The organism is Aeromicrobium sp. (assembly GCF_032084975.1).
In the GTDB taxonomy this organism is placed as follows: Bacteria; Actinomycetota; Actinomycetes; order Propionibacteriales; family Nocardioidaceae; genus Aeromicrobium.
On the sequence record NZ_DAMDLR010000107.1, the window covers coordinates 1 to 6877 of the forward strand.

Sequence of the window (6877 nt, forward strand, 5' to 3'; positions counted from 1 at the left end):
CGGCCGGCCGGGGCTGGGTGGGCTCGTGAGTGCCCGCCTCGCCTGGTTCGTCGCCGGTGCGGCCGCCGGCGTCTACTCCAGCGTCAAGGCCAGGCGCGCCGCCTACCGGCTCTCGATGCCCGGCCTGATCGACCAGGCCGCGGCACTCGGCTCCGGGGTGCGGGCGTTCCGCGCCGAGATGGCCGAGGGCATGAGCGCCCAGGAGCAGCACGTGCGCCACCACCTGCTCGACCACGACCTTCGGCTCGCCCTGCCCGAGCCAGACTCTTCCCCCGAACAGAAGGACTCCCACTGATGGAAACCGCTGAGATCCGGCGCAGATTCCTCGCTCACTTCGCGAACGCCGGCCACACGGTCGTGCCGTCGGCACCCCTGCTCTTCGACGACCCGAACCTGCTGTTCGTCAACGCCGGCATGGTGCCGTTCAAGCCGTACTTCCTGGGCCAGGAGACGCCGCCGTTCGACCGCGCCACCAGCGTGCAGAAGTGCGTGCGCACCCTCGACATCGAGGAGGTCGGCAAGACCACGCGTCACGGGACGTTCTTCCAGATGAACGGCAACTTCAGTTTCGGCGACTACTTCAAGGAGGGTGCCATCACCCTCGCGTGGGAGCTGATCACGAACTCTGTCGACGACGGCGGCCTGGGCTTCGACCCCGAGAAGATCTGGGTCACGGTCCTGCACACCGACACCGAGGCGCGTGAGATCTGGAAGCGCGTCGCCGGCCTGCCGGACGAGCGCATCCAGAACCGCGGCCTGCTGGACAACTACTGGCACATGGGCGTCGAGGGACCGGGCGGCCCGTGCTCGGAGATCTACGTCGACCGCGGCGCCCAGTACGGACCCGACGGTGGCCCCGAGGCCGACGAGGACCGCTTCCTCGAGATCTGGAACCTCGTTTTCATGCAGGAGGAGATCGCGAACGTCTCCGCCAAGGACAAGTTCGACGTCATCCAGCCGCTGCCGAAGCAGAACATCGACACCGGCATGGGCCTCGAGCGGGTCGCGTACCTCCTGCAGGGCAAGGAGAACATGTACGAGATCGACGAGGTCTACCCCGTCATCGAGCGTGCCTCCGAGCTCACGGGTCGCGCGTACGGCGCGAACCACGAGGACGACGTGCGGTTCCGCGTGATCGCCGACCACGTCCGCAGCAGCCTCATGCTGATCGGCGACGGCGTCACTCCCGGCAACGAGTCGCGCGGCTACGTGCTGCGTCGCCTGCTGCGCCGGGCCGTCCGCTCGATGCGCCTGCTCGGCTTCGAGGACCCGGCGCTGCCCGAGCTGCTGCCGGTCAGCCTCGAGCGGATGAAGGCGTCCTACCCCGAGCTGGAGTCGGACTTCGCGCGCATCAGCCGGGTCGCCTACGCCGAGGAGGAGGCGTTCCGCCAGACGCTCGGCAAGGGCACGCAGATCTTCGACACGGCGGTCGACACGATCAAGCAGTCCGGCGGCAAGGGCCTGTCGGGCGACGCCGCGTTCACGCTGCACGACACCTACGGCTTCCCGATCGACCTGACGCTGGAGATGGCGCAGGAGCAGGGCCTCGAGGTCGACCAGGAGGGCTTCCGCTCGCTCATGGCCGAGCAGCGGGCGCGCGCCAAGGCCGACGCGAAGTCGAAGAAGGGCGTCCACGCCGACACGACCGTGTACCGCTCGACGATCGACACGTTCGGCCCGACCGACTGGGTCGCGTACACGAACCTGATCACCGAGTCCAAGGTGCTGGCGCTGCTGTCGGGCGGCGAGTCCGTCCCCGTGCTGACCGAGGGCCAGGTCGGCGAGGTCGTCCTCGACCGCACGGGCTTCTACGCCGAGTCCGGCGGCCAGAACGCCGACGCCGGCGTCCTGCGCTGGGACGGCGGCGAGGCCGAGGTGCTCGACGTCCAGCGTCCGATCCGCGGCCTGGTCGTGCACCAGGTGCGCGTCAAGCAGGGCGAGCTGACGGTGCAGCGGGACCTGTCCGCCGAGGTCGACCACGAGTGGCGCGTCGGCGCCCGCCAGGCGCACTCGGGCACGCACGTCGTGCACGCCGCCCTGCGCGAGGTGCTCGGCCCGACCGCGCTGCAGTCCGGCTCGTACAACCGTCCCGGCTACCTGCGCCTGGACTTCGGCTGGAACGGGGCGCTCGATCCCGAGCAGTTCCACCGCGTCGAGCACGTCTCGAACCGCGCACTGCGCGAGGACCTGCAGGTCTCGCAGCACTGGATGACGTTGCCCGAGGCCAAGGAGTTCGGTGCGCTGGCGCTGTTCGGCGAGACGTACGGCGAGGACGTCCGCGTCATCGAGATCGGCGGCCCCTGGTCGCGCGAGCTGTGCGGCGGCACCCACGTCGAGCGGTCCAGCCAGATCGGCACGGTCGTGCTGACGTCCGACTCGTCCGTCGGCGCGGGCAACCGCCGCATCGAGGCGCTCGTCGGCATCGAGGGCTTCGAGTACCTCGCCCGCGAGCGTGACCTCGTGCTGCAGCTGACCGACGTGCTCAAGACGAAGCCGGCCGACGTGCCGGCGCGGGTCCAGGACCTCGTCTCGCGCCTCAAGGCGACCGAGAAGGAGCTCGAGAAGCTCAAGACGGCGCAACTCCAGGGTGCCGCGGGCGACATCGCCAACGCGGCCGAGGACGTCGACGGCGTCGCCTTCGTCGGGCACCGCGCCGAGGGCGTCGGCGGCGGTGACGTGCGCCAGCTGGCGCTCGACATCCGCGGCCGGATCCAGGATCGCCCGGCGGTCGTCGTCGTGATCGGTACGGCCGGGGACAAGCCGTCCGCCGTCGTCGCGCTCAACCCCGCCGCGATCGACAGGGGCCTCTCGGCCCAGCAGCTCATCTCGGTCGTGGGGGAGCGCATCGGCGGCCGTGGCGGCGGCAAGGCCGACGTCGCCCAGGGCGGTGGCACGGACCTCGGCGGCATCGACCCGGCGTTCGCCGCCGTCCGGGAGGCCTTGCGCGGATGACGTGGCGCAGGGGCCGGCGGCTCGGTGTCGACGTGGGCGACGCCCGGATCGGCGTCGCCTCGTGCGACCCGGACGGCATGATCGCCACGCCGGTCGAGACGGTGAAGGCCGGGCCGCAGGCGATCGCGCGGCTCGTGGCCCTCGTCGAGGAGTACGAGGCGCTCGAGGTCGTGGTCGGGCTGCCGCTCGGCCTGTCCGGGCGTGAGGGCCCCGCCGCGGTCAAGGTGCGGGCCTTCGCGGCGGAGTTCGCCACTGCCGTCCCAGGGGTTTCGGTACGGTTGGTCGATGAGCGCCTCTCGACGGTGGCGGGCCAGGCCCAGTTGCATGCGAGTGGGCGGACGACGAAGTCGTCGCGCTCGGTGATCGACCAGGCCGCTGCGGTGGTCATCCTCCAGTCGGCCATCGACGCGGAACGGACGCGAGGCAGCGCCCCCGGCGAGCTCGTCTCGGTGACGAAAGGGAACCAGGCATGAGTGAGAACGACGGCGGGTTGGAGATCCTGACCGGCGAGGAGGAGCCGCGGCCCTCCCGTCCGGGCTCGCGTCGCCGCGAGGAGCCGCCGAAGAGGAAGACCGGCCGCAACGCGCTGGCGCTCCTGGTGATCATCGCGCTGCTGATCGGCGCCTACGTCGGCGTCACCAAGGTGATGGACCGCATGGGCGGCGCGGAGGACTACTCCGGCGGCGGCACGGGCTCGGTTGAGGTCGCGATCCCCTCGGGGGCGAACGGCCTGCAGATCGCCCGCCTGCTGGCGGACGCTGACGTGGTGAAGTCGTCCGAGGCGTTCTACCAGCTGAGCCTGTCGGACCAGCGCGCCACGCAGATCCAGCCCGGCACGTACACGCTGCGCAAGCAGATGTCGGCCGACGCCGCGCTGGCCGCTCTCGTCGACCCGTCGGCACGCGTCCAAGCGAAGTTCACCGTCCCCGAGGGCGCTCGGGTGGGCCAGATCGTCGAGATCATCGCGAAGAACACCGAGCTGGAGCGCAAGGACCTCGAGGCGGCGCTCGACGACCCGTCCACGATCGGCCTGCCGGACTTCGCCAACGGCAACCCCGAGGGCTACCTGTATCCCGAGACGTACTTCGTGGAACCCGGTGACACGGCCCAGTCGGTGCTCAAGCGCATGGTCGACCAGACGCTCAAGGTGGCCAAGGACCTCGACATCGGCTCGCGCGCGCCGGCGCTGGGCATGGACGGCGAGCAGATCCTGACGATGGCCAGCATCCTCGAGTACGAGGGCCAGAAGCCCGAGGACTACGCCAAGATCGCGCGCGTGCTCTACAACCGCATCGAGCAGGGCATGCCGCTGCAGCTGGACTCGACCGTGTCCTACCTCAGCAAGCGCAAGGGCGACGTCTGGACGACGGCCGAGGAGCGCGCCAACCCGTCGCTGTACAACACGTACCAGCACGCCGGCCTGCCCCCGGGACCGATCGGCTCGCCGGGCGAGGCCTCGATCGAGGCGGCGCTGAACCCCGCCGAGGGACCGTGGCTGTTCTTCTTCGCCACCAAGGACGGGTCGGTCATCTACAACGAGGACTTCGGCAAGCACACGGCCGATTGCCAGGCCGAGTACGGCGCCGGCTCGTGTGGGGGCTGACATGAGGTGCGCCGTGCTGGGCTCGCCGATCGTGCACTCGCTGTCCCCGGCGATGCACCGGGCGGCCTACGCGGCACTCGGGCTCGACTGGAGCTACGGCGCCTTCGACGTCGCGGAGGGCGAGCTGCGCGAGTTCGTCTCCGAGCGCCGCGAGGGATGGCGTGGCTACTCGGTCACGGCTCCGCTCAAGCGTGAGGCCGCCGCCCTGGCCGTCACGCGCGACGCGGACACCCAAGCGCTGGGCGTCGCCAACACGCTCGTCGCGCAGGATGGCGGCTGGGCAGCGGCGAACACCGACGTGCCCGGAGCGATCAACGCCCTGCGTGGGATCGGCGTCGAATCGCTGTCCACGGTGCGGATCGTCGGCGCCGGCGCGACCGCTGCGTCCGTGGCGCTCGCGGCCCATCGTCTCGGCGCGAGCCAGGTCGAGCTGCGGGTGCGCGACACCGCCCGGGCCGCCGCGACCGCCAGGGTCGTCGAGCAGCTCGGGCTGACCACGACCATCGTCCCGCTGCACGTCGACGTGATCCAGTCGGTCGACCTGCTCGTCTCGACGGTGCCCGGAGCCGGGATCGCCGGGCACGAGCACGCGTACGTCGGTGCGGCCGAGGCCGTCTTCGACGTCGTCTACGACCCGTGGCCCAGCGACCTCATGCGGTCGGCGCGGGCGGACGGCACCGCGTTGGTCACCGGCCTCGACCTGCTCGCGCACCAGGCCGTGCTGCAGGTCGACCTGATGACCGGCCGGCAGGTCGATCCACAGGTCCTGCTCGACGCGGCCACGGAGGCACTCGCCAGCCGTTAGGGTGCACACCGTGCTCCTCCCCGTCCTCCTGAGTGCCGTGCTGGCCGGTGCCCTGGCCCTCGTCTCGCCGCTGCTGCTGGCGAGGCTGCCCGAGCCCACGCTCGAGCCCGAGCCGGACATGCCCGAGAAGATCGCGTACGCCGTCCTGGCCGCGACGCCCCGGCTGGGCCTGTGGCTCGCGCTCCCGGCCGCCGCGCTGGCCGCGATCGCCGCCGCGACGATCTCGGAGCCGAAGCTGCTGCCCGTGTGGATCCCGATCGCCGCCGCCACTCCCGTGCTGGCCTGGGTGGACTGGAAGGTCCACCTGCTGCCGTACCTGATCGTCGCGCCGCTCTACGTCGTCACGTGGCTGCTGGTCGGCGCGAGCGCACTGTGGCTGCAGGACGCCTCGGTGCTGCTGCACGCGCTGATCGGCAACGTCGTGGTGTTCGGCTTCTACTTCCTGCTGGGCCTGTTCGGGCCGATGGGATACGGCGACATCCGGCTCTCGGCCGTGCTCGGCGTGGCCCTCGGTCCGCTGGGCTACGTGACCACGTTCTACGGGGTGTTCCTGGGCATGGTGATCGGCGCGGTGGTGGGCCTGATCCTGGTTCGCGGGCGCCTCGGGACGCAGACGCCGATCGCGTTCGGTCCCTACCTGCTGCTCGGTGCGTTCGCCGCTCTCTGGGTCTGACAGAGGCTGACGCCGTGGGTCTGAGAGAATCAGCCCCATGCTTCGTTGGTTGACCGCCGGGGAATCCCACGGCCCCGCCCTTGTCGCGACCCTCGACGGCCTGCCGGCCGGGGTCGAGGTGACGAGCAAGGAGATCCAGGCCGCCCTCGCGCGGCGCCGACTCGGGTACGGACGCGGCGCGCGGATGGCGTTCGAGGCCGACGAGCTCGAGATCATCGGCGGCATCCGCCACGGCCGCACTCTCGGCAGCCCGATCGCGATGCGCATCGGCAACAGCGAGTGGCCCAAGTGGGAGCAGGTCATGTCGGCCGACCCGGTCGACCCCGAGACGCTGGCCGGGCTCAAGCGCAACGCGCCGCTGACCCGTCCTCGCCCCGGCCATGCCGACCTGGCGGGCATGCAGAAGTTCGACTTCGACGAGGCCCGCCCGATCCTCGAGCGCGCCAGCGCCCGCGAGACGGCCGCCCGGGTGGCCCTGGGCGAGATCGCGGCCCAGTTCATCGCCCAGGCCACTGGCGCCACGATCGTCAGCCACGTGGTCGAGCTGGGCACCGTCAAGGCGCCCGCCGGCGTCCTGCCGAGCCACGCCGACGTCGACCGTCTCGACGCGGACCCGCTGCGCTGCTTCGACCCTGAGGCCTCGGCCGCGATGGTCGCCGAGGTCGACGCGGCGCACAAGGACGGCGACACCCTCGGCGGCGTCGTCGAGGTCATCGTCGAGGGCCTGCCCCCGGGCCTGGGCTCGCACACGCAGTGGGACCGCCGCCTCGACAGCCGCCTGGCCGCCGCGCTCATGGGCATCCAGGCGATCAAGGGCGTCGAGGTCGGGGACGGATTCCGCACG

Annotated in this window: 7 protein-coding genes; all 7 read left to right on the forward strand. The window is 71.3% G+C overall.

Annotated elements, in window-relative coordinates; genetic code table 11:
* A partial coding sequence (locus RT323_RS15450; protein WP_313410034.1) for a DUF6167 family protein occupies window positions 1-295 on the forward strand: 295 nt, incomplete at its 5' end.
* Complete coding sequence (gene alaS, locus RT323_RS15455; RefSeq protein WP_313410035.1) at window positions 295-2952, forward strand: alanine--tRNA ligase; 2658 nt, start codon at window positions 295-297, stop codon at window positions 2950-2952. The genes RT323_RS15450 and alaS, both read left to right, overlap by 1 nt.
* Window positions 2949-3425 carry a Holliday junction resolvase RuvX gene (gene ruvX / locus RT323_RS15460; RefSeq protein ID WP_313410037.1) on the forward strand — a complete coding sequence of 159 codons (477 nt, stop codon included), beginning with the start codon at window positions 2949-2951 and terminating at the stop codon, window positions 3423-3425. Before alaS ends, ruvX begins: the two co-directional genes overlap by 4 nt.
* Window positions 3422-4555, forward strand: coding sequence for an endolytic transglycosylase MltG (gene mltG, locus RT323_RS15465; protein WP_313410039.1), 1134 nt, complete (start codon window positions 3422-3424; stop codon window positions 4553-4555). The genes ruvX and mltG overlap by 4 nt, the downstream gene beginning before the upstream one ends.
* A 1-nt stretch (window position 4556) precedes the next feature.
* Window positions 4557-5360, forward strand: a complete 804-nt coding sequence (locus RT323_RS15470; RefSeq protein ID WP_313410041.1) for a shikimate dehydrogenase — start codon at window positions 4557-4559, stop codon at window positions 5358-5360.
* 10 nt (window positions 5361-5370) lie between these two features.
* On the forward strand, window positions 5371-6033 hold the full coding sequence (locus tag RT323_RS15475) for a prepilin peptidase (RefSeq protein ID WP_313410043.1): 663 nt from the start codon (window positions 5371-5373) through the stop codon (window positions 6031-6033).
* A 37-nt stretch (window positions 6034-6070) separates the two neighbouring features.
* A partial coding sequence (gene aroC / locus RT323_RS15480) for a chorismate synthase (RefSeq protein WP_313410044.1) occupies window positions 6071-6877 on the forward strand: 807 nt, incomplete at its 3' end.